General features: G+C 35.8%; 22 protein-coding genes, 1 tRNA gene, 1 pseudogene and 1 riboswitch. Of the genes and pseudogenes, 10 read left to right on the top strand and 14 right to left on the bottom strand.

The window, feature by feature from the left end; all coding sequences use genetic code 11:
* Nucleotides 1-715: 715 nt before the first annotated feature.
* The 8 genes from ABWU75_RS04720 to pgsA form a co-directional block, all read right to left on the bottom strand.
* Nucleotides 716-1,405 carry a thiamine diphosphokinase gene (locus ABWU75_RS04720; RefSeq protein ID WP_353286716.1) on the bottom strand — a complete coding sequence of 230 codons (690 nt, stop codon included), beginning with the start codon at nt 1,403-1,405 and terminating at the stop codon, nt 716-718.
* On the bottom strand, nt 1,386-1,661 hold the full coding sequence (locus ABWU75_RS04715; protein ID WP_353286715.1) for a SemiSWEET family sugar transporter: 276 nt from the start codon (nt 1,659-1,661) through the stop codon (nt 1,386-1,388). Before ABWU75_RS04715 ends, ABWU75_RS04720 begins: the two co-directional genes overlap by 20 nt.
* Nucleotides 1,650-1,752, bottom strand: a riboswitch (TPP riboswitch). Its footprint overlaps the gene before it by 12 nt.
* 76 nt (nt 1,753-1,828) lie before the next feature.
* Complete coding sequence (locus ABWU75_RS04710) at nt 1,829-2,674, bottom strand: SPFH domain-containing protein (protein ID WP_264688468.1); 846 nt, start codon at nt 2,672-2,674, stop codon at nt 1,829-1,831.
* Nucleotides 2,675-2,681: 7 nt separating this feature from the next.
* Nucleotides 2,682-3,620: a M23 family metallopeptidase gene (locus ABWU75_RS04705; protein ID WP_353287073.1), complete on the bottom strand. Its 939-nt coding sequence runs from the start codon at nt 3,618-3,620 to the stop codon at nt 2,682-2,684.
* A gap of 3 nt (nt 3,621-3,623) precedes the next feature.
* Nucleotides 3,624-4,364 (bottom strand): YebC/PmpR family DNA-binding transcriptional regulator, encoded by a 741-nt coding sequence (locus tag ABWU75_RS04700; protein WP_353286714.1) that lies wholly within the window; start codon nt 4,362-4,364, stop codon nt 3,624-3,626.
* Between the two features lie 59 nt (nt 4,365-4,423).
* Nucleotides 4,424-5,131 carry an outer membrane protein assembly factor BamD gene (locus ABWU75_RS04695; protein WP_264735694.1) on the bottom strand — a complete coding sequence of 236 codons (708 nt, stop codon included), beginning with the start codon at nt 5,129-5,131 and terminating at the stop codon, nt 4,424-4,426.
* Nucleotides 5,132-5,191: 60 nt separating this feature from the next.
* Nucleotides 5,192-6,190 carry a hypothetical protein gene (locus tag ABWU75_RS04690; protein WP_353286713.1) on the bottom strand — a complete coding sequence of 333 codons (999 nt, stop codon included), beginning with the start codon at nt 6,188-6,190 and terminating at the stop codon, nt 5,192-5,194.
* 100 nt (nt 6,191-6,290) lie between these two features.
* Nucleotides 6,291-6,833 (bottom strand): CDP-diacylglycerol--glycerol-3-phosphate 3-phosphatidyltransferase, encoded by a 543-nt coding sequence (pgsA, locus tag ABWU75_RS04685; protein WP_253309177.1) that lies wholly within the window; start codon nt 6,831-6,833, stop codon nt 6,291-6,293.
* Between the two features lie 126 nt (nt 6,834-6,959).
* Between pgsA and ABWU75_RS04680 the strand changes: the two genes are divergently transcribed.
* From ABWU75_RS04680 to grxD, 3 genes are all read left to right on the top strand, one after another.
* Nucleotides 6,960-8,282, top strand: coding sequence for a malic enzyme-like NAD(P)-binding protein (locus ABWU75_RS04680; protein WP_353286712.1), 1,323 nt, complete (start codon nt 6,960-6,962; stop codon nt 8,280-8,282).
* Nucleotides 8,283-8,360: 78 nt separating this feature from the next.
* The gene (locus ABWU75_RS04675) at nt 8,361-8,579 is read left to right on the top strand and encodes a BolA/IbaG family iron-sulfur metabolism protein (protein ID WP_353286711.1); all 219 of its coding nucleotides are present in this window, start codon (nt 8,361-8,363) and stop codon (nt 8,577-8,579) included.
* A 15-nt stretch (nt 8,580-8,594) separates the two neighbouring features.
* Nucleotides 8,595-8,918 (top strand): Grx4 family monothiol glutaredoxin, encoded by a 324-nt coding sequence (gene grxD, locus ABWU75_RS04670; RefSeq protein WP_164224629.1) that lies wholly within the window; start codon nt 8,595-8,597, stop codon nt 8,916-8,918.
* Nucleotides 8,919-8,991: 73 nt separating this feature from the next.
* Here grxD and ABWU75_RS04665 read toward each other — a convergent pair whose 3' ends face one another.
* Together ABWU75_RS04665 and dnaG are read right to left on the bottom strand one after the other, a co-directional pair.
* A complete protein-coding gene (locus ABWU75_RS04665; RefSeq protein ID WP_353286710.1) occupies nt 8,992-10,074 on the bottom strand; it encodes an efflux RND transporter periplasmic adaptor subunit in 1,083 nt (360 codons plus the stop codon).
* A 184-nt stretch (nt 10,075-10,258) separates the two neighbouring features.
* Nucleotides 10,259-12,007: a DNA primase gene (gene dnaG, locus ABWU75_RS04660; protein ID WP_353286709.1), complete on the bottom strand. Its 1,749-nt coding sequence runs from the start codon at nt 12,005-12,007 to the stop codon at nt 10,259-10,261.
* 175 nt (nt 12,008-12,182) lie between these two features.
* On the opposite strand from dnaG, the gene ubiG reads away from it, so the two are divergent.
* Nucleotides 12,183-13,352, top strand: a complete 1,170-nt coding sequence (gene ubiG / locus ABWU75_RS04655) for a bifunctional 2-polyprenyl-6-hydroxyphenol methylase/3-demethylubiquinol 3-O-methyltransferase UbiG (RefSeq protein ID WP_353286708.1) — start codon at nt 12,183-12,185, stop codon at nt 13,350-13,352.
* Between the two features lie 205 nt (nt 13,353-13,557).
* Here ubiG and ABWU75_RS04650 read toward each other — a convergent pair.
* A pseudogene (locus tag ABWU75_RS04650) lies at nt 13,558-13,832 on the bottom strand (TrbC/VirB2 family protein); the annotation flags it as partial.
* 157 nt (nt 13,833-13,989) lie between these two features.
* Between ABWU75_RS04650 and metG the strand changes: the two are divergent.
* On the top strand, nt 13,990-15,579 hold the full coding sequence (metG, locus tag ABWU75_RS04645) for a methionine--tRNA ligase (protein ID WP_353286707.1): 1,590 nt from the start codon (nt 13,990-13,992) through the stop codon (nt 15,577-15,579).
* A 30-nt stretch (nt 15,580-15,609) separates the two neighbouring features.
* Here metG and ABWU75_RS04640 read toward each other — a convergent pair whose 3' ends face one another.
* Complete coding sequence (locus ABWU75_RS04640; RefSeq protein WP_353286706.1) at nt 15,610-16,761, bottom strand: hypothetical protein; 1,152 nt, start codon at nt 16,759-16,761, stop codon at nt 15,610-15,612.
* A 120-nt stretch (nt 16,762-16,881) separates the two neighbouring features.
* Nucleotides 16,882-18,333, bottom strand: coding sequence for a replicative DNA helicase (locus ABWU75_RS04635; RefSeq protein WP_353286705.1), 1,452 nt, complete (start codon nt 18,331-18,333; stop codon nt 16,882-16,884).
* 107 nt (nt 18,334-18,440) lie between these two features.
* Between ABWU75_RS04635 and ABWU75_RS04630 the strand changes: the two genes are divergently transcribed.
* Nucleotides 18,441-18,523 (top strand) — tRNA-Leu (locus ABWU75_RS04630).
* 24 nt (nt 18,524-18,547) lie between these two features.
* A complete protein-coding gene (locus ABWU75_RS04625; RefSeq protein ID WP_353286704.1) occupies nt 18,548-19,144 on the top strand; it encodes an RDD family protein in 597 nt (198 codons plus the stop codon).
* 33 nt (nt 19,145-19,177) lie between these two features.
* Here ABWU75_RS04625 and ABWU75_RS04620 read toward each other — a convergent pair whose 3' ends face one another.
* Complete coding sequence (locus ABWU75_RS04620; protein WP_265016662.1) at nt 19,178-20,713, bottom strand: lysine--tRNA ligase; 1,536 nt, start codon at nt 20,711-20,713, stop codon at nt 19,178-19,180.
* A gap of 116 nt (nt 20,714-20,829) precedes the next feature.
* On the opposite strand from ABWU75_RS04620, the gene ABWU75_RS04615 reads away from it, so the two are divergent.
* Genes ABWU75_RS04615 through ABWU75_RS04605 form a run of 3 tightly spaced genes read left to right on the top strand, consistent with a single transcriptional unit; the run spans nt 20,830 to nt 26,104 of the window.
* Nucleotides 20,830-21,126, top strand: a complete 297-nt coding sequence (locus tag ABWU75_RS04615) for a type IV secretion system protein VirB3 (RefSeq protein ID WP_253307377.1) — start codon at nt 20,830-20,832, stop codon at nt 21,124-21,126.
* A gap of 9 nt (nt 21,127-21,135) precedes the next feature.
* Entirely contained in the window at nt 21,136-23,541 is a 2,406-nt protein-coding gene (locus ABWU75_RS04610) for a VirB4 family type IV secretion/conjugal transfer ATPase (RefSeq protein ID WP_353287072.1), read from the top strand.
* The gene (locus tag ABWU75_RS04605) at nt 23,534-26,104 is read left to right on the top strand and encodes a type IV secretion system protein (RefSeq protein ID WP_353286703.1); all 2,571 of its coding nucleotides are present in this window, start codon (nt 23,534-23,536) and stop codon (nt 26,102-26,104) included. The genes ABWU75_RS04610 and ABWU75_RS04605 overlap by 8 nt, the downstream gene beginning before the upstream one ends.
* The last annotated feature ends 24 nt before the right edge of the window (nt 26,105-26,128 follow it).

Genomic DNA, 26,128 nt, shown 5'->3' with positions numbered 1-26,128 from the left:
AAAACTTACTTGACAAACTCCGCCAGCCCCCTTATTATCATAATAAGGGTATTCATGACTCAAAACTTGTTTTTGACCTGCAGGCTCAATGATAAAATTCAGTAAAAAACTTAGGGTATTTTTTGGCGGATTACATAAAATTATAGCGGCTGCATGTCTTTTAAATTTTTTCTACATTCAGCCAAATCGCGCTTATTTTAAGCGTTAGCACATTATTACAGCGCCACTTACAGTAATATAGAGTCAAAACTCGCTACTCGGGGCTTCTTTTGCCTTTTTTTTCGTTTGGTAAATTTCTTAATATTTGTAGCTGAACGACAACCGTCATCCCTGTAAAGGTCAAGTATCCCGCTACGTGTTAGCGGATGAGATACCGCGAATGAATCGCGGTATGACGGTTCGTGGCGGAATGACGGTTCGCGGCGGTATGACGGTTAAGCAATTCGTCATCCCGCTACGTGTTAGCGGATGAGATGCCGCGAATGAATCGCGGTATGACGGTCTGCGGCGGAATGACGGTTCGCGGCGGTATGACGGTTAAGCAATTCGTCATACCGCTGCTTGTTAGCGGGATCTAGAGATACCGCGGCGGTATGACGTAGGACTGCTGTCATTCAAGTAGCTGACACTGGAATGACACGTCATAAAGGAACCAGTGTCAGCTACTTGGATGATACCTTTTTTCTACTTAGTTTGGGTTATGCAAGAAGTCTATTTACTTCTTAACTTGACGCACATGATGTCTTGCAGCATCATCTACTGCTTCTAAATAAACCATCGCCAAACATATACCACTGTGTACTTCTATAGATAACTTATTGCCTAAACTTCGATTAAAGCAAGAATTCTTTCCTGGAAAAGCAAGGTTGCTAAGATGCAGTTCCCATTTTAATCCTTTGGTTGATATTTGAGCTCTCGGTATACCAAGTAAAGATATTTTAGTATCTTTCAGCAAAGAAAAATGGGTAATACTTTTTTGTAGGATGTAACCTACCATGGGAGGTGAAGGTGTGTAAAAGATACTGCCCGTACTTAGAAAAATGTTAATATTCTGTAGTATGTGATCAATTGCTCCTCCAGTAATACCCGTTACTATTGATGGCAATAACTTTACTGTTTTTAAGTGAGCCATTGCTTTAGAAAAGTCGCAATAATCTTGATCAGGTAGATATATCGTATTCAAATTAGCACGTAAATCCGGATTTACGCTATCCAAATCTCCTACTACAAGATCAGGTTTTACGCCAATTGATAGAAGCTTGTTTGCTCCTCCATCTACAGCAATAATAGGTATATCTCGTTTAAAAAACGATGAGCTCGGTATTTCTCCATTTAGCACTACAATAGAACGATATTGTTGTTGTGTACTGCAGTGCAGCACATGATCATGGTGCAGGTTTTGCATCGTAGTAACATTTTTGAATAATTGATATTATGCTAATCACTAATCCAGCAATATTGCTAAGCACCACAAAAATTGGGCTCTGGTAAAGACCATAGCCAATCCAAGACAATGAACAAACAAGATAGTTTACTAACATTAGCATCGATACATCACGAGTAACTTTAGTGATATATGCTTTATATACTTGAGGTGATAATCCAATTAGAGATGCAATTAACGCAATTAAGCCGAAGCATTCTTCAATATTTATATACATACATTTTCCTACGCTTGCTTTAACAATATCAGGTTCAAAGGGTTGTACTTTATGTACTCTCAGCTTTTCTAGAGCACCCCTAATGCGTGTAATTTATAACATCATTTAGTCTATTAATCAAGAAATTAATAGTGACTTGCATTCATGAAACCCAATCGGCTTCTATGCTAATTATTATCCAAACTAATCGTCGGTTGTGCATCTTGCTCAGAGATTAGGGCAACCAACAAATTATTTATCAATTGAACCTTTTGCTTGCCATCTAATTGTAAGCTTTTGTTTTTTTCAAAATGAGCTATTACTTCCTCGACAATTCCTATTGCATTTTGCACTATATGCCTTCTTGCCGAAGTGATAGCATGTGCTTGTTGACGCCTTAACATTGCTTGTGCAATCTCGGACGAATACGCCAAATGCGATATTCTTGCTTCTGTAATCTCAATTCCTGCAATATCTAATCTTTGTTGTAACATTGACCGCAATTCATCTGAAATTTTATCAGAATTTTTACGTAAAGATTCCTCATCGCTTTCGCTATCATACGGATAATTGCTTGCTAGTTCTCTTATTACTGAGTCACTTTGTACAAAAACAAATTCGTGATAGTTGTTAACATTATAATACGCCTTTGCAGGGCTGTTTACTCTCCAAACAATTACTGCAGAAATCTCTATTGGACTTCCATTTGCATCATTCACTTTTATTTTTTCTGTGTTGATATTTTGAAATTTTAGGGAAACTATATATTTGCTTGAAAAGGGAAGCGTTACACATATTCCAGACTTAAAATAAGTTCCAATATAATGACCAAAAAACTCTATCACTCTTGCTTCATTAGGGTCATTAATAAAAAATCCTTGAAGAAAAGTCAAAATTGAAACAGCAGCAACTCCAAGCGCAATTGTGCTGTCATATGCAAAAAAAAGCAGCGATAAAATTAATCCTAGCGCTATTAGTACAGGAAAAAACCGGAGTTGACTTAAATTTCTATCGTTTATCGTATTCTTATCCATATTGTCTTTAAACTTCTTTTTCACTTGAACCCTCTCTGTTGATCGTTTTATTTATCTTATTTACAAATAGTTTAAACTCTCTTAATTCATGATCAGGCAATTTTACTTCAGTTTTATGCGCTATCGTAAGCGGATCGACGTGTTTGCCGTTATATATAACTTCGTAATGTAAATGGGGTCCTGTTGCAACACCAGTGCTACCAACATAGGCGATTACCTGCCCCTGCTTTACTTTAGAGCCTAACTTTATATCGCCACTAAATCTACTTATATGCGCATAACAGGTTGAATATTCATTTTTGTGTTTTATTTTGATGTAATTTCCATAGCCACCATTCTTTCCTATATATTCTACCACACCCTCTGCAGCAGCGTATATGGGAGTGCCAAGCTTAGCTGCATAATCCACTCCTTTGTGAAAAGCAATTTTACCGCGAACAGGATGCTTTCTATTGCCAAATTTTGAGGATATGCGATAATCTCCATTTAAAGGATTTGCAAAAATTTCGCCATTTTTTAAGCTTATTCCTTCTTTATTAAAATACCTTTCTTTGCCGTCTTGCGATTTATAATGATATAAACTAATAGCTTTCTTGTTTATTGTCAGTGAAGCATATAAAATCTTTTCTTCAGTCTTCTGATTACTGAGCGATCTCTCAAAAAGAACCTCCAATTTACTCTTCGGCACAATGTCTTTTTTAAAATCAACACCAAAATCTTTATATATGTTGATCAATTTTACCACTGTATTTGGCGCCAACCCTTCCGTGTCAAAAAAAGAGGATTTTATGTCACTAGATATGAATAACAACTTTCCATCACTTTCTGTCGTCAAAGTAGCTTTTTTTTTTCTGATTCCATGCTGGAATGGCTGTGCAAGATCTGTTGATGTTTCAGTAGCATATGCTGGTAAAATATAAAGCAGTATAAATATAATCAGCTTCATCATTTAAACAGCATCAACAAAAGTAAAATTACCTTCAACATACTGTACATCATCATTATCTTCTAATTCTTCAACCAATGTGGATAATTTATCGATCAACTCTTTATCGCTAATTTCAACTAGATCCTTTGGTTGCCACGAAAGACGAGCAAGTTCTGGTTCTCCGAATTTTGCATAAAAGGCATCGCGTACTTTACCAAAATCTTTTATTTCACAAGTTATAACGTGTAATCCTTCTTTGTCATTTTCCTCAACATTCAATACTTCTAACTCGATCCCATAATTAAATAAATCATCAAAATTCACACCCTCTGCTTTATAGACGATTAAGCCTACATGATCGAAAAGGTAACTAACACTTCCTGTTTCTCCCAAGTTTCCACCCTTGCGAGAAAATATATAACGTACCTCAGAAGCAGTACGGTTGCGGTTATTAGTCAAGGCATGGACAATAAGTGCAGTGCCAGAAGGCCCATGACCTTCATATTGGATTTCCTCATAATTTTCTCCAGCAACGTTACCAGCTGCATTTTTTATTGCTGTTTCTATTTTATCTTTTGGTAGATTTTCCTTGCGTGCAGCAAATATAGCAGAGCGAAGGCGCGGGTTGAGTTCGGGATCGGGTAGCCCTTGCTTTGCAGCAACTGTTATTTCTCTAATCAGCTTCGTAAATTTTTGAGAGCGCTTTGCATCCTGAGTGCCTTTCCGATGTTTTATATTTGAAAATTGTGAATGACCAGCCATATTCAAATAGTTAAAAACCTAATTATATATCAAAGCATAGAAAAAACTAAAGCAAATTTTCAAGCCTCCGGCTTGGCATCTTGCAGGTTTTCTGCTAATAACATACTTTCATACTGCTCAGCTTCTAAGTCAAGGCCAAGAGCTGAATGGGCTGCTATTAAATAGTTAATAGACTTAGAAAAATATTTAGAATCCTTATAGCTTGCTATATTCTGGAAACGCTTAATTGCTGCTAAATATTCACCACGCCTCAGGTAAAATTTACCGATAGAATACTCTTTTATTGATATATGTTCTGTGATTAATTTTGCTTTTTCCTTGATTTCATCTATATATTCGCTGTCTGGGAAAAGGTTAATGTACTCTGTAGCCAGCTCTAAAGTTTTATATGCAGTTTGCTGTCCAAGTTGCACTTTATTAATTTGCATGTAACAAGATAATACTCTTAAGTAGTATACATATGGTAAATCTTCACCATTTGAATAAACATATATATAATCATCCATATCACTTGCAGCACTGCTATAGTTACCCATGTTATAATGAGACACACCAGATAATAATTTTGCTTTCCTTGCCCAATAAGAGAAAGGGTACAAATCTTCTATCTTTTGAAATGCCCTAATAGCTTGTTTATATTTTTTCTGGTCAAAAAGTTCAACTGCTTCCTCATATAGTTCAGCTTCAGTTTTTTCAAGATCATCCGCATACGATTGTGTAAAGGAGCAAATTAGGAAAATAAAGCACGTGATTAAAGTCTTATACATAAGATTTTTTTCGATCAAAATAAAGTATAGACCTAAATATTACTTAAATAAATAAATTTCTTAGGCAATAGCCGGCCCTTCCTCTTTATAACTACGGTCAGAACTACCTGCATTCCTCGATTTACCTTGTCCTTCCACTTTTGGATCTTTCAGCGTTTTGCTGTAGGAATGTGTAGTTAATATCTGTACAACCATAAAAAGTGCAATACCTATCAAGCCTAAAGTAGGCCCAACAGCAGGATTTAAGGACGATGCTAATGCCATTAACATTATCCTTCTTATTAAAAATATAGAAGAACCAGCAAGCGCCAATCCGGCTACAGACATATTGCTAGTTTTCTTGCTAGATTTTTCATCAAGATTAGATTTTTCTGTTTCCTTTTTCTTATTTTTTTCATGCTCATCAATATAAGAAACAAGAGTTACAAGAAAAGCAATTGCATTGGCAAGAAATAAAATTGCATCCTCTGCTGCTTCAAGTGAAGATGTTTCACCCATTATCATACCTACAATAATCAGTGCAGTTGTTATAGCCTCAATATAGATCAAACACTGACCTATATCAGAAATATTGTGCTCTTTTTCCTTTACTTCCTCTCCATTTTCAATATTCTCCAACTCTCGTTCTTTTTGTGCTATTTTCCTATTATTGTAAATTAAATATAGCGTACAAATAAGAGATAGGACCATAGAAGGTAATATAGTGTGGCTTAGCGCGCCACTTATCACGCCAAGTAATACCTGATCGCTACATATTTTTTCCAGTTCAATAGCCATAAATAATGCAAATGGAACCATTGTTACCAATGATACACATTGTCTATATAGCTCTCTTTTTTTTAGTGTTAATAGCTCTTGTTCTAGCTTCTTCTTTTTTTCTGCTTCTCCTACTTTTAGCATTAATAACTCCTGTTCGAGTTTCTTCTTTTTTTCTGCTTCTTCTTTTAGTGTTAATGACTCTTGTTCTGACCTTTCTTTTTTGACTTCCTTATCAGCTGTCAGCCAAAAATCCCCAAAAAAATCTTCAGGAGAAAACGTAGTCTTAAAGTTATCAGTCATATAAACCCTATTAACTAATATATTATACAGAATTTTAACTATTCAGTCAATATTATGAAAGTATTAACCACTTTTGTATATTAACTGTTTCTCAAGAAATTCAGTCAACCTGTTTGATGCCGGCTAGGATATAATTATAGCCTGACCACATAGTTATAATAGCTGCAACCCATAAACAAATTGCACCTATATATTGAGTTGTGTCGTAATCGTTCATTATTAGCGCTACTACAGCAACCATCTGCAAAAATGTTTTAATTTTGCCAGCTTTGCTTACAGGTAGACTAACATTTATAGCTATAAGGAACTCCCGTAAACCCGAAACTAATATTTCCCTACAGATGATGATAATCGATGGTACTATTGTAAAATCATTTATCTTCTGCTTATAAACTAGCATAATTATCGTTGAAACCACTATTAATTTATCAGCAATTGGATCAAATAGCTTGCCAAACTTTGATTGGACTTTCCACGCACGCGCCAAGTAACCATCAAAAAAATCCGTAATGCACGCAAACACAAAGATTGATATTGTTATCAGGCCTGCATATTTATTTTCTATATAAAAACTTAATATTATTGCTGGTATTGCAAGTGCACGAGAAATTGTAAGCAAATTAGGCACGTTTTTCTTAAGCATGTAATATCATCTTACGTAATAGGTAAACTTATACAGAAGTACAACAGAGTTCACAAGCTAATAGTTTACAATTGAACATTTATAAAAACTCCATATACTTAAAAATTACAAGCTTAAAATATAAGAATGAACGATGATTTAGATAATACCACAAAACAAGAGGCACTTAAGTATCACAGTAGAGGTGGTAACTCTGGTAAAATTTCAATCATGCCAACAAAACCTTTATCTACCCAGTATGATTTGTCACTTGCTTATTCTCCTGGCGTTGCAGCTCCGTGCCTTGAAATAGCTAAAAATCCTGAGGTTGTTTATGATTATACGGCAAAAAGCAACTTTGTAGCTGTCATTTCAAATGGCACTGCAGTGCTTGGGCTTGGTAATATCGGTCCTCTTGCTGCAAAACCTGTCATGGAAGGCAAAGCTGTTTTATTTAAGCGTTTTGCTGATATTGATGCAGTTGATATAGAAGTTGGTACAGAAAATATAGAAGATTTCATCAATGCAGTAAGGTACCTTGGGCCAAGTTGGGGGGGGATAAATTTAGAGGATATAAGATCTCCCGATTGTTTTATAATAGAGAAACGTCTGAATGAACTGATGGATATTCCAGTGTTCCATGATGACCAGCATGGAACTGCAGTGGTTGTTGCCGCTGGTATAGAAAATGCTCTTGATATTGTCGGAAAGAAATTAGAGGACGTTAAGATCATTATGAATGGTGCTGGAGCAGCCGGTATTGCATGTTTAGAAATACTAAAGTCCATGGGCGCTAAAAATATAGTGCTGTGTGATAAGCAAGGAGTAATATACAAAGGTAGAAACGAGGACATGAATGAGTGGAAGGAAAAATATGCAATTGATACTTCCGAACGTTCTCTACTTGATACAATAAAAGGCGCTGATGTATTCATCGGATTATCTGCAAAAGATGTGTTAAATGAAGAGATGTTAAAGAGTATGGGCAAAGACCCGATTATTTTCGCTCTCGCCAACCCCGATCCAGAAGTAAGGCCTGAGTTTGCAAAATCTGTGAGGCCAGATGCAATAATCACAACTGGCAGGTCAGATTACAACAATCAAGTCAACAACGTAATGGGATTTCCTTATATATTCAGAGGAGCGCTTGATGTACATGCAACAACAATAAATGATGAGATGAAAATTGCAGCTGCAGATGCAATAGCAAAGCTTGCCCGTGAGCCAGTGTCTGACGAGATATCTGCAGCCTATGGCGGTCGTAAAATGAGCTATGGACGTGAATATATAATACCTACTCCATTTGACCCAAGATTAATTTCTATAGTATCTCCTGCTGTTGCAAAAGCCGCAGTTAATTCAGGTATTGCAAGAAAGGCAATACAAGATTGGAGTAAATATGAAAATCAATTGAAATCTCGCCTTGCTAGTGCACTTAACACGCTGAATCTACTGTCTTCACAATATTAGTAACCATATAATCAATAATTCAATTGCACCCAGTCGTTTTAGATTTATAATGAAAGTATTGTAATTTAAAGCAAATCAATGACTATTGCAATTCACGAATTAGAAAGGATCATCAAACAATCGTTCCCCGACGCTGATATAAAGGTTCATGACCTTGCTGGAGATGATGATCATTATCATTTAAAAATAACCTCCAAGCGTTTTCTTGGAAAGACAAAAATAGAACAGCATAAAATGGTATATAAAGCTCTGGAAGGTCAGTATATACACGCCTTGCAACTGGAAACTAATACTTAAAAATAAGGTGAATTTATGAGCAGTTTTGAACAAATAAAAAAAGATATAGCGGAAAATGATGTGGTGTTGTACATGAAAGGCACTTCTGATTTTCCTCAATGCGGATTCTCTGGACTCGTCGTGTCAATCCTAAAAAAATTGAACGTGAAGTTTAAGTATATTAACGTGTTGGAGAATGATGAAATACGTGAATCTATAAAAAAGTTTTCTGATTGGCCAACAATTCCACAATTATATATAAAGGAAGAGTTTATCGGTGGTTGCGACATCACTCGCGAGATGTACGAAAAAGGCGAACTGCAAAATTTATTGAAGGAAAAAAAAATTATTGCGGAATAAGTACCAAGAAACCAGTGCCCAGACGCTGGGATTGGTATAACGTAGTATAAGCTATGAAAAAGGATCTTATGTCTTAAACCTTATCACCAGGCTTAACAAATAGGTGGCCCAATACTATTAACTTTATGGGTTTACCTTCGTTATTTGCTACTATCCAAACCCCATCGCTCTCATGATCAACAATTTCTATTGGTACAAATATTACATAATTATTGTCATCAACAATCTTTATTCCAAGAGCACCCTCGTCACTTAAGCTCAGGGCTGAAGAAGGAACTTTATATGCAAATCTTTCGCCTGAAGGTAGTCTTATGTTGGCAGTTAGTCCCTGCAAGGATATCATTTTATTATTAATTACCTTTACCTCTACCCTATAAGACCCAGTTTTAGGCTCAGCAATTTTACTAATAAAACTTACTTCACCTGCCAATTCTTTTCCGTCCAGTAAACTAATTTGAGCTGTGCTGCCTAGCTCTATTTTATTTACTTCATTTTCCGAAACGTATAACACCACAAGAATTTGATCGAAATCAACCACGTCAGCTATTTTTTGCCCAGCATTAACAAAATCCCCTTCGTTTGCATTGATTTTATCAATATAACCATCTATAGGAGATTTGACTGCAGTATTTTCTAAATCCAATTCTAGCCTTTTTAGGTCAGCTTTTGCACTTTGTAACGCAGTAAAAGCTGCTTCTACTTGTATTTGTGCTCCATAGCCTGTTTTATTCAGTTTGTGAGAGGAATCATACTCAATTTCACGCTGCTTTAATAAAGCTTTGGCTTTCTGAGCTTGCTCAATCCTGTCATAATCTTCTATCTTTAACACTACATCATCTCTTTTTACCTTTTCACCATCAGGTAAATAAATAGCAATAATCTTACCACTTATTTTTGAGACAAGGCTAGCTCTATGTAAGGGATTTACTGTACCAGAAAAATTTAAATATATAGTGCGGTTTTGCGGCGCACATTCTTGAGTTTTTACTGAAAAGCTACTAGTTGCATTATCACTATGAACCGCCTGATCTTTTTTTAAAAATGCACTGCTGATAAAAAACAGTAGAATAAAAGCAATACTAGAAATGATGATTACTTTATTTCTCATCTTTAAACAATAGAATTTGTTGACTAATTTTGTTAGAAACAACTGCATAAATTTTCGAATCAAAAATGTAAGTATAATACATGCACCATTGTCACTCCATAAATAGTTTTATATGAGAACAAACACAAGATTTTCCTACAATAAGTAAGTTTTTTATTGCTAAGAGGCAGTATAAATTCCGTTAAAAAGCAGCAGAATGACAAACAACCTAAAAATAATTAACTGTAGCAGCCTACTTTTCAATAAACTCCATTTGCATTTCTTGTATATTACTTTCTATTTGCTCTATTTGTTCTATCAACCTTTCCTCTAAGTCAAGATTACCGCTCAGCCTCGCTTCGGTTCTTTCTTTTCGTAACGCATTTAATTCTTTTAGTAACACTATATTATTCCACACAATTTCTGCAGATTTTCTCTCGTTCAGCTGGCTATTTAGTACACTAGTTTTTTCAAATACATACTTTATAACGTCAAACTGTTTCAATTCTTGTAACAAAGCCTCTTTACCAAGTTTGCTTTTGTTACTTATTACATCAATTACACGCTGTTGTAATCTTTTCATCTCATTAGTAAATTCAAAATGAGAAAATTGCTCAAAAAATATAGGACGGTTCAAGATTTCAGGAAATTCTACGGCTATACGCAAAATTATGGCCTGATTTTGCTCTGCCTCAATTAGCTCTGGAGATTTGTTATGAAGATACTCACCTTTTGTTGCTCTAGTTTTACTATTAAAAATCTGTTTTTTGAAGCTACTTCTTAGTTCACTAGCCTTATTGTAAAAATAATCTCTATAATACCTTCTAATACTGCTGTTGCTAATAGTATTTACATATTCCATGAACTTGTGCTCAAGAATTGAATATTTTTCCGGAGCAAGTTTTTCATAATTTTGAAAGTTGCTATCGATTATGTGACGCCATAAATATTCAGAATGCAGTTTTGTTGAATGGTCAAGAGCAGTCAACACGTCTTCTTTCTTGTATGCCAGTTCGTTACATATATCGTATGGATCTTTATTACTCGGCAAAGTCACAAACTTTAACGTGTATCCAGGCTCTAATATTGGCAGAGCAAGTTCTGCAACTCGGGTAGCAGCATGACGTCCAGCATTATCGCCATCCATACAGATGGAGATTTCTTTAGCAAATCTCCATAGATTTTTTATCTGTTCTGCAGAAATTGCGGTACCAAGTGGAGCAACTGCATTACTAATTCCCGCTTGATGTAGCGCTATAGTGTCCATATATCCTTCAACAACAAATATGTGCTGTTTTTTACGTATTTCGCTTAAAGCAAAGTTTAATCCGTATAAATTCTCCCTCTTCTTGAAGAGCTGACTCTCTGGGCTATTTAAATATTTTGGCTGTTGCTCAGAACTCAGCGCACGTCCGCCAAAACCAATAACTCTTCCTGCAATGTTGTATATAGGAAATATCAGCCGGTCATAAAAATAATCATGAAAATTTTTGTTTACTAATCCAATATCAATTAAAATTTTGTCTTCAATACCTGAAGAGTTTAAATACTCTTTCAAACCAGAGCTTGGTGCATAACCTATCTTAAATTTATCTATGATTTCAGGTAAAATCTTGCGCTGCTTTAAATAATCTACAATGCCCTGATTTTTTTGTGCAAACCAATTTGCAGCTAAATCAAGCGCTAAAAATAGTTTATTGTCCCCTTTTGTAATACTAAGACTTTTGGGCAGTTCAACACCTGTAACCGATGCTAATCTTTCCAATACTTCTTTAAAGCTTAATCCTTCAGTTTGTGAAATAAATTCAAATGCATCACCACTAGCTAAGCAACCAAAACAGTAATATAATCCTTTAGTATTGCTCACCGAAAAAGATGGGGTTTTTTCGTTATGAAATGGACAGAGCCCAACAAAACTATCTCCTCTTTTTATTAGCCTGACTTTTTTACCTACTATGTCAGATAATAATAATTTTGATTTTATAATATCTATGTGATCCATCTTATTGAATTAGTAGTAGGATAAAAATTATATGGAATTTATACACATCTGACTCGAAATTTATTTCAAGCTTTAGGACTCCCGAAAGATCAGGAGTATTAAAACGGCTTGACAGAAAGATCAAAATAAATTACCCATATAAATATCCTTAAGTTATGCAAGATCAACTTTTTATATGTCAGATATAATATCAATTGCCTCAGATCATGCTGGTTATGAATTAAAATCAGAAATAAAATCCTACCTGGAAACCCTGGGTTACACAGCGGTAGATCAAGGCTGCACTGCTAAGCAAAAGTGTGTAGATTACCCAGACTATGCTGTTAAAGTTGTAGAAGATATAACAAGCAAAAAAGCAAATTATGGGATATTAATTTGTGGTACAGGTTTGGGCATGAGTACTGTGGCAAATCGTTTTGAAGGAATCTACGCTGCTTTATGCAATAGTGTTGAGATCGCAAAATTAGCTCGCGAGCATGGCAACGCAAATGTACTGTGTCTTGGTGCAGGATTTACTGCGAGTGGATTAGCAAAAGACATAGTCAAACAATTCCTCGAAACAGAATTTTCAAAAGAAAGCAGACATAAAAAACGCCTTGATAAACTCAGCAATATAACCTCTAAGAAAAAAAAAACAAAAACTTATAACGAAGATGAAATATCAAAATTCGCTAAAATGGCAGGTGAATGGTGGGATGAGAATGGTAAATTTAAGCCATTGCACATGATGAATCCTATTAGAGTATCTTACATTATTGAGAAAATAAAAGAGTTAAAAAAATGCGATTTAAAAGAATTATCATTGCTTGATGTTGGATGCGGTGGTGGCATTTTATCAGAATCAATGGCACGCGTTGGCATTAATGTTGTGGGAATAGATGTATGTGAAGAAAACATCAAAGTGGCACAGTCACATGCGAAAAAAGTAGGGCTTAATGTAGAATATATGCACACCAGCATTGAAGAGCTAAGCAATGACAAGAAGTACGACGTGGTTCTGCTGATGGAAGTAGTCGAGCATGTAGATAATTTAGAATTCTTTATGAGAAGAGCAATAGAATTGCTGAAACCAGAAGGGCTAATCTTTATATCCACAATAAATAGAACTATCAAATCCTTCTGTCTTGCAATAGTCGGCGCAGAGTACATATTAAATTGGCTACCTAAGGGTACGCATAATTGGAATAAATTTCTCAAGCCGTCAGAAATTGCAAATCACTTAAGAGAAAATAATGTAACGCTGCAAAACATGGCTGGCATGGAGTACAACGTAATAAAGCGTGAGTGGAATTTAACTAAAGGTGTGGATATTAATTATATACTTTGTGGTTTGATGAGTGGTTAGATTTAACTCTATAAAAGCACCATTTTCACTACCAATACTTTGAAGGATCTAGACCAGCTTTCTTACATTTGCCCTTACTAGTGAGCACCCAGCCATTAGGACAACATCCTTGAACCCCGTTTCTCGAAGGGCCACAACGATCACGACCTATGTATTCATATCCAGGAGCAGCAACACACTTTCCATTATTGAATGTTTGTCTCTTATCAAGACAACAAACTTCTTTTTCTGTTACCTTTGTTACAATTTGAGGAGCACCAAAAAACACAGCAACAAACATACCCAGTGCGAAAAGTGCAGGCCAAGGCATTCTACCAAATATTGCAAGCAAGCTTGAACCAATGATTACCACTGTAATCATTGGTCCACCTATTCCATGAACGTAACCTATTACATTACATCTGTTGCTCCATCAGCGTGTGCATCAAATGCATAGGAGAAAATTAAAACTACAAATAGAATTACAAGAAAATTTCCCATTGTTCTTTCAATAATCATACCTGATTGTTTCTTATTTTAATAAAATTTCAGTAAATAGCTTTTTTCAAAAATTATGCTTAACCCAATCAATATTTATTTATTACTGCCTTTTTAATACTATAATTAACTCAGTTGATTTTTATCAAAATGCTAAACCATGGATCGATTTGAGAGTTTTTACATCACCACGCCAATATATTACGTAAACGATAAGCCGCATATCGGTCATGCATACACTTCTCTCTTGTGTGACGTGGTGGCAAGGTTCATGAAACTAGCTGGGAAAAATGTCAAATTTACCACCGGTACAGATGAACATGGACAAAAAATAGAAAAAGCAGCTAAAGCAAAGGAAATGCGGCCAAAAGAATTTACAGATGAAGTGAGTGTTTCATTTAAAGAATTAGCTAAGTTCATGAATTTTGAGTATGACAATTTTATTCGCACTACGGAGGAACGTCATGAAAAAGCAGTGGTAGCTTTATGGAATAGGCTTGAAGAGAGAGGACAAATATATTTGGATTCCTATTCGGGTTGGTATTCAGTGCGTGATGAAGCATTTTATCAGGAATCAGAGCTGATAGATGGCAAAGCACCAACAGGTGCTGAGGTTGAATGGGTAAAAGAAGAGAGCTACTTTTTTCGTTTGTCGAATTGGCAGGATAAATTACTAGAACTATATGAAAATCAGCCAAATTTTATCTTTCCTGAGAGCAGAAAAAATGAAGTGGTATCGTTTGTAAGATCAGGGCTCATTGACCTCTCAATCTCTCGCACTAGTTTTAACTGGGGAATAAAAGTACCAGGTAATGACAAACACGTAATCTATGTCTGGATAGATGCATTAACCAATTATCTCACGTCAATAGGTTTTCCTAGCACTGAAGGTGAAGAATATAAGAGATTTTGGGCAGAATCCAAAACGCAGATTCCAGTGTCAAGCACTGCAAACCTAGCTGACAACTCTTTCAACGTTCATGTAATCGGCAAAGACATATTGCGCTTTCATGCTGTGTATTGGCCAGCGATTCTCCTTGCAGCAGATTTGCCACTGCCAAAACAAATTGCAGTTCATGGTTGGTGGCTAAACGAAGGAGAAAAAATATCCAAGTCTCTTGGTAATGTCATAGATCCAATTGGCCTCGCTCAAGAGTTTGGTGTTGACCAACTACGCTATTTTCTCCTTCGAGAAGCAAGTTTTGGCCAGGATGGCAACTTTAGTAAGAAAAACATGATCAGCCGCATAAACTCAGAACTTGCAAACAATATAGGCAATTTAGTACAAAGAACAATTTCATTTTTACACAAGCAATGTTCTGGAATTGTACCAACAATCGATCAAAGCCTACTTAAAGGTGAAGAAAGTCTTCCAGGTTGCAAAGCTATACTCGATCAGGTGATGAATCACCTATCAAAGTATGAGTTTAACCAGATTATACTTCTAATTATCAACATCTCTTCTGAAGCCAATGCTTATATAGACAAAAGTGCACCCTGGACATTAAGCAAAACTGATAGAGAACGCATGAATTTAGTAATCTACAAATTACTGGAATATATCAGGATAATTGGCATTTTATTGCAGCCAATCGTTCCCAAATCAGCGGAAATGATACTTAATCAATTGCAAATTCCAAAAGAGCAACGTGATTTAAAATCTCTGTGCAACGCATGCGTAAGTTCAGGCATTACACTACCTAAACCTACGCCGGTTTTTTTGAGGGTTGATGCTAAAGAGGAGAAATAGTTTTTTAAAAACTATTTCTCCTGAATGAGATTACATCTGGTAAGGATAGTACGTATCGTTGGTATAACCCGTCTCACTGCCTACAGATGATACTGAAACTCCTTCAAGCATTGTAGAAATATACGGTGCAGCATAATATAAAGCAACACAACCACATGCTCCTATTCCAGCTACCTTAGCCTTACCCCACGCAACCCAACTTTGACCATTTTCTTCTTTAGTTGGCTGATTTTCTGGGCTAGAAATCTTAGTATCTTTTTCATCACCAGATTTTGCGTTACAGTTCTCAACCGACTTACTTTTTAGGCTAGAAATATCAACATTTAAATGATTCAAATTCTTAGAAGTTGCAAGATCTAAGTAATCCAAACGAGTTAGTTCTTGCATACTAGGTTTAGATCCATCTTCACGCTTAAACTGCTCTTCCGAACTAGAAACCTTAGTACCATAAAATCTACTGTAAAAGCTGCTTCCAACGCTGTTAAGTGCTCCTTTTGTATACTCAACTGATGTACCATAAACATTTTTAAATTTATTTCCAATACCACTAAGTGTTCCTTTTACTGACTCAGTTGATGGCATAGCACCATAAACATCTTTTAAGCCATCTTTAACAATACGAGTTACACGACCACTAATAAATGCTTCTTTTGTAGATGTAAATGCTTTTTCAGATGCTGTTTGGATATCCTTCATTGCTTGCGGAACAAAAGTTTTCTTGTGTTTAAGTTCTTCTATTTCTTTTTTTTGATTATTAATCTCCTCATTTTTTTTATTAATTTCAATTTTTTGCTTAGAATTTTCCTCCTCTTTAGCTTTTACTTCCGCTTCTTTTTTAGTCAGTTGGTCATTTTGCCCAGAAATTGTTTGCTCTTGAGCTTGTACTTTATCTTCTTCTTTAGCTAGTTGAGCATCTTTTTTAGATATTTCTTCTACTTTCTCAGCCAGTTGAACATCTTTCTCAGAAATAGTTTTGTTCTTACTAATTGCTTTATACGAAAGTGCAATAGTTACAACAGAAAATACAGCACAACCAATAATAAATGGCAGGCCAACACTTAATGCTGCAACTGGAGCTAAGAAACCAATATAAGGAGCTGCAGCAAACACTCCAGATGCTAATAAAGTTAGAGTAGCCAGAGCACCAGCTACAAGATAGGGTACATTGTTTTTACTTATCATGATTATTCCTCACGTATTATGTTAAATGAGTTTAACATCAATTAAGAAGTAAAGTCAAGTTAATTTTGATACGATAAGATATAAGCTAGTAAATTTAGAAATAAGAAGATTGCTGCCAAGCTACACACTATGCCTCTCCGTGTAATCTTTAAACGAACCTCTGTTAGAGTCAAAATATAGCTTCACACTGCCAATTGGCCCATTTCTCTGCTTTGCAATAACAAGCTCTGCAATATTTCTAATTTTTTCCATTTTTTCTTGCCACTCTCGATGTTTATTGCTTCCTTCACTTGGTTGCTTTCTCAATTCGTAGTATTCTTCTCTATAGAGAAACATTACTATATCTGCGTCTTGCTCTATGCTTCCTGAATCACGTAAATCAGAAAGTTGTGGTTTTTTATCATCCCTCTGCTCAACAGAACGAGAGAGCTGAGATAGTGCAACAACGGGAATATTCAGCTCTTTTGCAATTGCTTTCAAACCCTGCGTCACTTCCGAGATTTCTTGTACTCTATTTTCATTACTTCTTTTTGTTGTTCCTCTGATTAGCTGCAAATAATCAATGAATACCACTTCTACATTATATAATTGATACAGCAAGCGTATTCTGGTGCGAAGGGCACTAATTGATAGCGCAGGGGTGTCATCTATGATGAAAGGCAGTTCAGATAATTCTGTACTAGCATTGATAAATTCATGCAATTCAAAATCACTAATTCTCCCGGTTAATGCCTTATAATAACTAATCCCTGAATCTATAGTGATCAGCCTTGCGGTTAATTGTTCTGCTGACATTTCAAGTGAGAAAAACGCTACATAATGTTGTTTATCTGCTCTTTTTTGCAACATCTTACAAGCATTAAGTGCGATGTTTAGCGCCAGTGCTGTTTTACCCATAGAAGGCCTTGCAGCTAAAATTAATAAATCAGATTTTTGTAGGCCACCAAGAAGCTGATTTAGATCTTGAAGTCCGGTTGTAACGCCCAGCGCTTCTGGATTATTTTTCAGTGTGCTGATCTTCTCAACTACGTCTTTAATTGAACTTGCAAGTTTTATATATGTTTTCTCACCTTGTTTTTTTACTGCTAAGTTGAACAATTTTGTCATTGCTTGTTCAATTTGCGCCTGTGCAGGATTTTCAATATCGTAGTTGTAGCTATCACCAACTATTTCTTGCCCGAACTTAATTAAACATCTCCTTAAGTAAGTATCACGGATTATTCTAGTCAAACTATAGATATCAAGTGCAATACTTGCCTTTGCTGCAAGCTTTGCCAAGTACTCTACCCCACCACACTCGGTAAACGCTTGGTCGTTCTCAAAAAACATTTTGAGGCTTAGTTCATTGGCAACTATACCGTGTTTCCTGGTTTTGGATATCTGCGTAAAAATACTTTGATGTAATGGATCATAGAAATTTTCTGCTGTGATTGCGTCTTCAACTGCATCACAGATTCTATTATCACGAATCATTGCACCAATAAGCATCTGTTCAGCTTCTAAATTATGCGGTAATTTACATATTTCCTTATCTACACTTCTTGAACTGAGGAGACTAGCTAATTCATTCATTTTAAGTTTTGAGAGTAACTGTTGATTATTGTAGAATATTTAGTCCTCATTTGAAAGACATATAAAATTTGACTAATTCCGTGTTGCCTATAGCATTAAAACTTAATGCCCCTGTGGTGGAATGGTAGACACGGCAGACTCAAAATCTGTTGCTTGCAAAAGCATGCTGGTTCAAGTCCGGCCAGGGGCACGTTAAATATTGGAAAGTATATATATGTTACATAAATTTTTTAATCGTTTATTTTCTATTTTTTCTTCTATAAATGTTATTCAAAAGGTAAAGAAAGATGAAAATGGGATATGTTATGTAACAGGACTTAGGCGCTATATATCAGTATTGCTTGATTTGATTATTATCGTTTTGTTCTTGCAGTTTTGCAGCCAAGCTTTAAATAAGCTCTTTATGAACTCAGAGGATAGCAAAATATTAAGTCAAATTGCTGCAAAATACCAAATGCAAGCGCCACTGTCTGCAGAAGGAAAGACAACGCAGAGTAGACTTATAAAATTACAAATCCTAAATCAAATAGTCCAATGCATTATGCTCTTTTGCTATGTAACATATATGTGGGTAAGGTTTGCTGCTACACCTGGAAAACTATTACTTGGGCTTAGAGTTGTGGATGCACAAACTTTCGAAAAGATGACCCTAAGACAAGCAACAAAGAGATTTTTTTCCTTTATATTGTCAGCTGCACCATTATTCTTGGGCTTTTTATGGTCAAATTTCAACAAACGCTGTCAAACTTGGCACGACAAGATCGCAGGCACAGTGGTTGTCACGAGTAAAAGCCTTAGAAGGCAGAACTAAAAACTAAAGAGCTCAAATGAAAGAAGGTAAACTCTAAAGTATACATTTAGTAGCGCTTTCTATGAGAGAAATCGTATTATCTATTCCATAAAGCTTTATGAAAGATCCCATTCTTGGACCGGTTTTTTGGCCAAGTAACGTTTCATATAATAGCTGAAACCAGTCACGTAAGTTGGTATAATCATATTTTTTTCCAATAGAAAATACCTGAGATTGAATTTCTTCAGCAGTAACAGTTGTAGATAGAGAATGTAAAGTGTCCTTCAAATCTAGTAACGCTTCTTTCTCTTTTGCATTTGGAGTTTTATATGATTTTGTTGGTTTGATAAAATCGTGGTAATACTTTACTGCAAAGTCTGAAAGTCTATCGAGCATTTTATTATTTTCTGGTGTGACGCTTGGTGCATAAGTGGATATAAAACCCCAGAGAATCTCTTTGTTTTCAGCGTTACAAGCCGCCGCTAGGTTTAAAAGTAGCGTAAAATTTATACCTGAAGTTTCTATACTGGGAACTTCACCTTGATGAATATGCCATGCAGGATTATTTATATCTTTTTCTTTACTCTCATTATAGCACCTTACAAACTCTAGATACTCATCGGTTGATTTTGGTATCACATCAAAATATAAACGTTTAGCTTTTTTAGGACTCTGAAAAATATACAGTGATAAACTCTCCGTTGGTGCGTAAGTTAGCCACTCTTCAATCGAAATGCCATTTCCTCTTGATTTTGATATTTTCTTTCCTTCTTTATCAAGGAAAAGCTCGTAGCAAAACAGAAGTGGTGGCTTTTCTCCAAGTATTTCACATATTTGACTTGAAAGCACAGCAGATGGAGTTAAATCTTTTCCGTGAGCTTCATAATTTACTCCAAATGCGGCCCACCTCATTCCCCAATCAGGTTTCCATTGCAGTTTACATTTTCCTTTTGTCACTGGAACTTCTATTTTTTCCCCGTTTGGGTCTTCATACGTGATTGTTCCTTTATCTGTATTTGTTTCAATTACTGGAACTTGTAAAACTTGGGAAGTTTTTGGGCATATCGGCAAGAATGGACTGTAAGTCTGCTGCCTTTCTTCCCGAAATGATGGAAGCATTACGTCCATCACTTTATCATAATTTTTCAGCAGGAGTAAAAGTTTTTCATCGTAAACGCCAGATTTATAACACTCTGTTGCACTCCTAAATTCGTATTCAAATTCAAACAAATCAAGAAATTTACACAACAACGAATTCATGTGATGACCATAACTCTCATGAGTGCCAAATGGATCGGGTATCATAGTCAATGGTTTATTTAAGTGCTCCCTTAGCATCTCTTGATTTGGCACATTATCTGGTATTTTTCGCAAACCATCCATATCATCTGAAACTGCAATGATTTTGGTTTTTATACCAGGAGCTATTTTTTTTAATGCATTTACAACAACTGTAGTGCGGAAAACCTCTCCAAAGGTTCCTATGTGGGGTAAACCAGAGGGTCCATAACCAGTTTCAAATATTATTTCTTTTTTATTAGGAAACTCTTGCAATATTTTTTCTGCTTCTTGAAATGGCCAACTTGTCATTATCTGGGTTAAATTATTAATCAATGTATCTTAACTTAAAGTGCTACTAGTTTCAATGGATTTTTAATATAATGATATAGTATTAGTGTTAGAGCTATTATTAGAAGGTTAAAGATATGTCCACAGGTAGTATACAAACAGATCAATTATTTAAAGGTCTTACAAGACCTGCAATGCTCTTTGGTGTGAGTTATATGTTTGCAATATTAAACGTCCTGATTTGCCTGCTAATTTTCATTAATTCAAATGATTTGAGAGTGATTCTCTTAATGTTACCAGGTATACATGGACTTGGCTATATAGCTTCTGCAAAAGAACCTTTGTTTATTGAATTATTTATGGTAAAATTAGGAAAGTGCTCGAAATGTTTAAATCGTTTTTATCATGGAGCCAATTCTTATGATATTGCTTAATGTTGTGTGATGCTGAGGTTTAGGGCTATTCAATCAAAGAGTAAATCTACTCTGAGCAGGGAAGTTCACGCTGCTGAATTTATTCCTTATTCTTGCTATTGGAATAGCACAACCTTGATGACAAAAGAAAATTGGTTGGTTAAGGTTATAAAATTAAGTGGCTTTGCATTTGAAACCGCCGATGACGAGGATTTAGTAATACAAAATAATATCAGGAATCAGATGCTCAGAAGCATTTCATCTCCGGCATTTAGTTTGTATTTTCATACTATCAGACGTAAAAAAAATATTTTTTCTGATGAATTTGCAAGTCAAGGTTTGCCGAATTTTTTCGCTAATCACGTAAATCTAAAATGGAGAGAAAAACACGCAACAAGGCAATCATTTATTAATGACCTATACATTACGATTATCCGTAGAGCAGACACAAAAGGAGTAGAATTTTTGTCATATCTACTAAAAAAATTCGGACATGTAACTTCAAAACATGCTTGGGAAAGTGATATGCGTGCCACGTATGAAGATTTAGAGGAAACGACAAATCGTGTAGTGACAAGCCTTAGAAATTATTCGCCTAAAATTCTTGGAGTAAAAGAAACTCCAGATGGTTTGTTCTGCGAAATAATGGAGTTTCTATCTAGAATCGTAAATTGTGGCTTCGTTACAAGTACGCTTTTTCCGCTAAGAACTGAAATATCAAGATACTTACCAGTACATAGGTTATTCTTTGGCCGTAAGATGATACAGGTTGTGACTCATAATGAGAGTAAATATGCTGGAGTAGTTAGTATCAAAGAATATGGAAATCATACTTCTGCAGGAATGCTTGATTCGTTTTTACAACTTCCTTACGAGTTTATAATTACGCAATCTTTTCAATTTATAAACAGGCAAATGGCGATTGGAAAAATGCAGATACAGCAAAATCGAATGATACAGTCTGCAGATAAAGCTATTTCTCAAATAGCAGAAATTTCTCAAGCGCTTGATGACGCAATGAGTGGTAAGATTGCATTTGGTCAACATCACCTGACTATTTTATGTATAGAAAAAAGTCCTAAATCATTGGATAACGCTCTGTCGTTGGTAGAATCAGAGCTTTCTAATTGCGGTGTTTACCCTGTCCGTGAGAGAGTTAACCTTGAACCAGCATTTTGGGCGCAAATTCCTGGTAATTTCGATTATATAGTGAGAAAAGCTACAATAAGTAGTCTTAATTTGGCTGGATTTGCATCTCAACATAATTATCCTACTGGTAATAAATTCAATAACCACTGGGGAGATGCCGTTACAGTTTTCGACACGACATCTGGTACTCCATTTTTTTTCAACTTTCATATAAGGGATGTTGGACACACTATGATAATTGGCCCAACTGGTGCTGGTAAAACTGTTTTAATGAATTTCTTATGTGCTCAAGCGATAAAATTTTCTCCAAGGATATTCTTTTTTGACAAAGATCGCGGTGCAGAGATTTTCTTAAGAGCACTTGGTGGTATCTATACTGTAATAGAACCAAGAACTAAAACAAATTTTAATCCTTTGCAACTTGATGATACCTCTGATAATAGAACATTTTTAATGGAGTGGATAAAGTCTTTAATTTCGGTATATAATGATAAATTTACTTCAGAAGATATTGCACGAATTAATGATGCAATTGAAGGAAATTTTAAATTAAGAAAAGAAGACAGGTTCTTAAGAAACCTTGTACCGTTTTTAGGACTTGCAGGTCCTGATACTCTAGCTGGGGCAATATCTATGTGGCATGATAATGGTTCTCATGCTGCAATATTTGACAATAAAGAAGATTTGCTAGATTTTTCACGAGCAAGAGTATTTGGTTTTGAGATGGCTAGCTTGCTCAAAGATCCTGTTGCCCTTGGACCAGTATTGATTTATTTATTTCATAGGATTAGTATATCTCTTGATGGCACTCCATCTATTATCGTTCTTGATGAGGCATGGGCATTAATAGATAATCCAGTTTTTGCACCCAAGATAAAAGACTGGTTGAAGGTACTGAGAAAACTAAATGCTTTTGTGATTTTTGCTACTCAGAGTGTTGAGGATGCAAGTAAAAGTGCTATTAGCGATACGCTTGTACAACAAACAGCGACACAGATTTTTTTACCAAATCTGAAAGCTACTAGTGTCTATCGGGATGTTTTTATGTTAACTGAACGTGAATATATATTAATTAAGCACACAGATCCGAGTACTAGATTCTTTTTGGTGAAACAAGGAGTTAATGCTGTGGTAGCTAGAATAGACTTAAAAGACTTAGATGATATAATCAACGTATTATCCGGACGTGCAGAAAGTGTTCTATTGTTACACGATATATTAAATGAAGTTGGGGACAACCCAAAAGTATGGTTGCCTATATTTTATCAGAAGGTAAAAAATGTTTAAGACTAAGCTGTCATTGCTATTAATTGCGATATTTTTACTAAATATAGACTTTTTACTCTCATATCCAGTGCTTGCAGATGGAGTAAGTGGTACTGACAAGACAGAATTTGTTAGCAGATTTAATTCCACTGGCAGCTTCAGTCGTGCCTCTAATCCTGATTGTGGGGCGTTTAAAACAGCTGCAGCACTTGCTGGAATAGCGATTGCTGTTGGCGCAATATTTACTGGCATTGTCTTAATCGTCTCTTCTGCTGGTTTGTTTACCGCTCTTGTTATTGTTGGAATGATAGCTGCAATTGTTGGAGTCTGGAAAGCAATAGGGGGGCTTGTTGTTTGTGAACATAGTTTTGTTAAACACCCAGTTGCACGTGGTCATGATGGAAAATACAAAAATTTTAAATTAGAAGACACAGGTTATAGTGGCTGTACCAATAAAAATTACCAAACAGAAGATGAATATTTTTCTTGTTTGCAAGATAAAGCTCGGGAAGGCGTGAACAAAAAAGACTATGACGGGAAAAGAGCAGAAAAAGAAGCCTTAAATTCTAACGTTCAGGAGAGTACAGAAAGTTATTACTGGCCAAAAAACGGTGTGCAATACAGTGAATATATAGAAATATGTCATCGAAATCCTTTAACTTTTGGTAATCTTTTTAACAAGAAAGACTTTGATTCCAGAGAAAAACCTGGATACATAGACTTTGATGTAAGGGAAAAAGATACTGGATATGTAGATGGGTCATGGTCCCCGACGGTCGATGGTGAGCTGAAATGTAAAGTTCTTAAAGCTGGGCAAAGCGAAACCATACATGGGTCAACATTTAAAGCAGTGAGAAAAATGGGCAGATTGTGTGTGGAGTTAGCAAGTGTGAGAATGCTTGGTATCGAAATGACTCCTTGGCCGCAAGGGGTTGATATGGGGTGCACGGAATTGCCACCTGACCCACTTGCTCCTATGTGTGAAAAATCTATGATGATTTTCAAGGATAAGGCCAGTGTTAATACTGATAAGCCAATAGAAATTGATCCCAAGAAAGATTACAAAACTCTGATAAGGGAAACGGAAGAAAAAGGAAAAGTTTTTGTAGGTTATGATAATGCTCGCTGTTTTAGCTCGTATGTCTCTAAAGCTTGCTATAACCAGGCAGGGAGTAAATCATTAGCTCCTATTCCCGTGACTTCTATGATAGTGCAATGCATTAAGGAATCGTTAGATAATTTAGTTGCAGGTATTGATTCAAGTGGCAGCCCACTTAAAGATAAAGATGGACATAACAAGGGCAGTTTCTTATCTGTAGCACAAAAGAGGTTGAAAAACACTGTAACTGCTGTTTTGGTTTTAGCTTTAATACTGTTCTCTATAAAAGCTATGTCTGGTGGAGTTCGCAGTCCACAAGAGATGTACATGTTGATTATTAAATTCGCTTTAGTGATTTACTTCACAACAGGCAGTACCATGTCTCATTATTATGGAGAATTAACTCGTCTCTCAAATGGTTTGTCAGAGATAGTGCTAAAAGCGTCATCTGAAAGTAAAGGCATATGTAATTATAAAGCAGGTACAGATTATGAATATACTCGTGAAGGAAAGAAGGTATCTTACAGTTATCTTGCACCTTGGGATAGGCTTGATTGTAGAATTTTATTTTATTTAGGTGCCCCTTTAGATGGAATTGGTGGCAAAATTGGTACTGGAGGTGTTGCAACGTTAGCAGTCTTGCTTGGTGCTGCTCCTGTCTTGTTAGTTGCAGGTTCGGTGATTGGTATTATTTTCGCTGGTGGACAAATTTTAGTAGCTCTTGTCTGTATATTTATGGCCGTTCTGATGATGATGGTTATTTTGTGGCTGTGCTATGTATTTATTTTATCTCTAGTTGCTTTAAGTGTAATTGTTATTCTATCACCTTTGTTTATTCCTATGGTTTTATTCCAACACACCAAAGGATATTTTGACGGCTGGGTGAAAGAGTTGATTACCTATAGCTTATACCCGGTTATCCTTTTTGCGTTTTTGTCCTTTATGTTCATAGCATGTGATAAAATCTATTTTAAAAATTTAAATTTTGAACTGGACGAGTCATATAAAAATGAACAACCGGACAAGTCATATGAAAAGAAACAAGCAGAAATCTCATATAGTAAGAAAAAACAGTGGTTTAAATTGAAAGATGGGGAATGTGATAAAAATGAAACTAATCTTGCATGTATGATGCAAAATTATGGCTTTAAAAAGAGCAGCATACTTGGTCTATTCGACTTTACATACATGGAGTTTGGCAGCTCTCTCATCGGAGAGTTATTAAAGTTGTGTCTAGTGTTATTCCTCTTTTACCACTTTTTAAACATTCTTCCTAACATGGCTGCTGAACTTGCTGGTAACCATAGAGCATTACTCGGTTCTGGTAGTACACCTGGACAAATGGTGGGCAAAGCTTTATCTGCTGCCAAAGCTGCTGCTGGAGGTGTTGGTCAAGCTGCTGCTGCTGCTGTCAAGAAGGCAAGAGGTGGTGCTGGTGGAGGAGGTGGAGATAGTGGTAAAGGTTCCAGCGAAAAGATTAACTAAGGTGGCGGTGATGCTAGTTAAGGT

The sequence above is a fragment of the Wolbachia endosymbiont (group A) of Anthophora plumipes genome, assembly GCF_964028115.1.
GTDB lineage: Bacteria > Pseudomonadota > Alphaproteobacteria > Rickettsiales > Anaplasmataceae > Wolbachia.
Note: the sequence above shows the minus strand (reverse complement) of the source record. Positions and strands in the feature narration are given on the sequence as shown.

Coding starts and splice junctions, on each gene's coding strand:
- metG (WP_353286707.1), top strand. CDS start 13,990: ATGGATCGATTTGAGAGTTTTTACATCACCACGCCAATATATTACGTA.
- ABWU75_RS04715 (WP_353286715.1), bottom strand. CDS start 1,661: ATGTATATAAATATTGAAGAATGCTTCGGCTTAATTGCGTTAATTGCA.
- ABWU75_RS04710 (WP_264688468.1), bottom strand. CDS start 2,674: ATGGATAAGAATACGATAAACGATAGAAATTTAAGTCAACTCCGGTTT.
- ABWU75_RS04605 (WP_353286703.1), top strand. CDS start 23,534: ATGTTTAAGACTAAGCTGTCATTGCTATTAATTGCGATATTTTTACTA.
- ABWU75_RS04675 (WP_353286711.1), top strand. CDS start 8,361: ATGACTATTGCAATTCACGAATTAGAAAGGATCATCAAACAATCGTTC.
- ABWU75_RS04690 (WP_353286713.1), bottom strand. CDS start 6,190: ATGACTGATAACTTTAAGACTACGTTTTCTCCTGAAGATTTTTTTGGG.
- ABWU75_RS04610 (WP_353287072.1), top strand. CDS start 21,136: ATGCTGAGGTTTAGGGCTATTCAATCAAAGAGTAAATCTACTCTGAGC.
- ABWU75_RS04700 (WP_353286714.1), bottom strand. CDS start 4,364: ATGGCTGGTCATTCACAATTTTCAAATATAAAACATCGGAAAGGCACT.
- ABWU75_RS04665 (WP_353286710.1), bottom strand. CDS start 10,074: ATGCAGTTGTTTCTAACAAAATTAGTCAACAAATTCTATTGTTTAAAG.
- grxD (WP_164224629.1), top strand. CDS start 8,595: ATGAGCAGTTTTGAACAAATAAAAAAAGATATAGCGGAAAATGATGTG.
- ABWU75_RS04635 (WP_353286705.1), bottom strand. CDS start 18,333: ATGAATGAATTAGCTAGTCTCCTCAGTTCAAGAAGTGTAGATAAGGAA.
- ABWU75_RS04640 (WP_353286706.1), bottom strand. CDS start 16,761: ATGATAAGTAAAAACAATGTACCCTATCTTGTAGCTGGTGCTCTGGCT.
- ubiG (WP_353286708.1), top strand. CDS start 12,183: ATGTCAGATATAATATCAATTGCCTCAGATCATGCTGGTTATGAATTA.
- ABWU75_RS04680 (WP_353286712.1), top strand. CDS start 6,960: ATGAACGATGATTTAGATAATACCACAAAACAAGAGGCACTTAAGTAT.
- ABWU75_RS04720 (WP_353286716.1), bottom strand. CDS start 1,405: ATGCAAAACCTGCACCATGATCATGTGCTGCACTGCAGTACACAACAA.
- pgsA (WP_253309177.1), bottom strand. CDS start 6,833: ATGCTTAAGAAAAACGTGCCTAATTTGCTTACAATTTCTCGTGCACTT.
- ABWU75_RS04615 (WP_253307377.1), top strand. CDS start 20,830: ATGTCCACAGGTAGTATACAAACAGATCAATTATTTAAAGGTCTTACA.
- ABWU75_RS04625 (WP_353286704.1), top strand. CDS start 18,548: ATGTTACATAAATTTTTTAATCGTTTATTTTCTATTTTTTCTTCTATA.
- ABWU75_RS04705 (WP_353287073.1), bottom strand. CDS start 3,620: ATGAAGCTGATTATATTTATACTGCTTTATATTTTACCAGCATATGCT.
- dnaG (WP_353286709.1), bottom strand. CDS start 12,007: ATGGATCACATAGATATTATAAAATCAAAATTATTATTATCTGACATA.
- ABWU75_RS04620 (WP_265016662.1), bottom strand. CDS start 20,713: ATGACAAGTTGGCCATTTCAAGAAGCAGAAAAAATATTGCAAGAGTTT.
- ABWU75_RS04695 (WP_264735694.1), bottom strand. CDS start 5,131: ATGTATAAGACTTTAATCACGTGCTTTATTTTCCTAATTTGCTCCTTT.